Below are 1,983 nucleotides of genomic sequence, written 5' to 3'. Positions count from 1 at the left end.
TGGCGTGAACCAGAGGATGGATTTGAAACCCTACCACACGAACCACGAGTCGCAAGCAACCCGTTCTCGGGGAGGATGCCACCACTTGAGGCCGGGAAGCTCCGGATCGGGACCATCTCTGATCGCTGTCCTAGCCGCTCCGCCGCACCTTTGGGCTGACTCGGATTACTTTACACAGCCCCCGGCCCCCACCCCCAAACTCCCGTGCATCCCGGGCGTGTCGCACCCGGGACCGGCGAGAGGAAACGGAGACGCCCCTCCACACCAGAGACTCACGACGTGGCTCGAAGCGTAGCCGCCGCTCGACCGAGAGAGCAGCTCGGACCGCGCATTATCAACACCGCCTCGGGGCCGATGCCCCGGCGTGATCGCGCGCCGACCCATCTGTCCGATGACGTAGCTCACCCCCACGGTGTGACTCAAGACAAGGGGGATCGCGAGCTCGCCGATCGCGACGGTCGAGACACGCCCATCCCGCCAGTCGCCCCGCCAAGCCCGCGCAGCGCGGCGCAGGAGTCACTGGCTGGTCGTACTCACCCATGACAGCCGTGGCCCTATGGAGCTACTGGAGGGGAGCCCCATCTCTCCGTGCGAGTCGAGCTGCTTCGTTCCCCCCTTACCCACCTCGGGCATCCTCCTCCCACGGTCGTACCCGTGCGACGAATCAGCCGGGAGCCCTGCCGGTGCACCGCGTCTTCCGCTCACGACGCCCTAGCTCGCAGGAGGCGCATGTCATCCTCATGGCGAGTGGAGCAAAGACATCTCACGTCAATGAACTCATCGCCGAGTCACCCGCTTTCGGGCTGAAGGCGACGCCGGTGTCGAGGGCCGGCCGATTCGGCCTGGGTGAATTGCTCGCAAGACACGGCCCTGTCCCGGAGCTGCCGCGCTGGGCGCTCGAGCCGGCTCCAGGTCGGGCCGGCGGCTCCGTGGCCCTGGCCACGGCCGTGGCCCGAGAGGAACGTCCCCGCGTACAGGGCCTCTCGGGCTGGGAGAAGGAACCGCGTCCCACCGTTGTCCCGACCCGATCAGGGAAGACCCCCTGCGACCGACACCCGCGAGGGCGAACCCGTGGGAAGGAAGTCGGTAGTGGTCGGTGGAGGTGAAGTGGTCGACGTCGACGTCGACGGATTCGGACGGCGGAGGCTGCCGGCTCTACGCACGCCGCAAAGGTCGACCGACAAGGAGACGAACCGCATCGGTATGGAAGACGTGCGCACCAATCGATGACCACGCGCGCTTGGCTCGTGCAGAGATGCATGAGCCGGGATCGCTGCGGCACGGACCGACCCCAGTGCCGCGCGGAGGTCAGTCAAGCCCGATCGTCCTTGTGGTGACGAAAAGGGAACGGTTCGATCGCACAGTGGCCCTGAGCGCGCCTAGTGGGAGCAACTCGACTGGAGTGAGGCCCGAGCTCAAGCCCACGGCGCCTCGACTGCAACGCAGCAACACGGCAACACGGCAACACGGCAAGAATCCACTCGAAGCACGCCCTCAAGCCGGTTCCTCGAGTGTCACGGACCTCGAGACTCGATCCATTCGGCATATCGTGCGCCCAAAGCACCGGCAAGTCGGCGCAGTGGGAGACCGCCTAGGACATACGCGCTGCTTTCGGGCACTGAGCCTCCACCCGGCGACCCTCGACCCTTGTCCGAGAGAAGGTCGGGGTGTCGAGCCGAAAACACGCCCGCAAGCGCACTGGCGGTGGTGCCGTCCTCTCGCGGGCTCCCTGCCTGCAGCTCTCCCCACCTCCAGGACGCCACGCCCAAATCGGGGTCGTCCAGCTGGTCAGCGTTAAACGCAGAAAGGCCCCTTCCGAAGAAGGGGCCTTTCTGGTGTTGCACGTGCTCTTCGCACTAAAAGGAGTCCGGCGGTGTCCTACTCTCCCACAAGGTCCCCCTTGCAGTACCATCGGCGCTGAGAGTCTTAGCTTCCGGGTTCGGAATGTGACCGGGCGTTTCCCTCTCGCTATGGCCGCCGAAA

At 65.9% G+C, this 1,983-nt stretch carries 1 rRNA gene; it reads right to left on the bottom strand.

What is annotated here, in order from left to right:
- Window positions 1-1,865: 1,865 nt before the first annotated feature.
- Window positions 1,866-1,982 (bottom strand): 5S ribosomal RNA (gene rrf / locus AEQ27_RS02180).
- Window position 1,983: the final 1 nt, after the last annotated feature.

The organism is Frigoribacterium sp. RIT-PI-h (genome assembly GCF_001297205.1).
Lineage (GTDB): Bacteria > Actinomycetota > Actinomycetes > Actinomycetales > Microbacteriaceae > Frigoribacterium.
The sequence above is the reverse complement of the archived record's forward strand: the minus strand, read 5'-3'. Positions and strand labels throughout refer to the sequence as shown.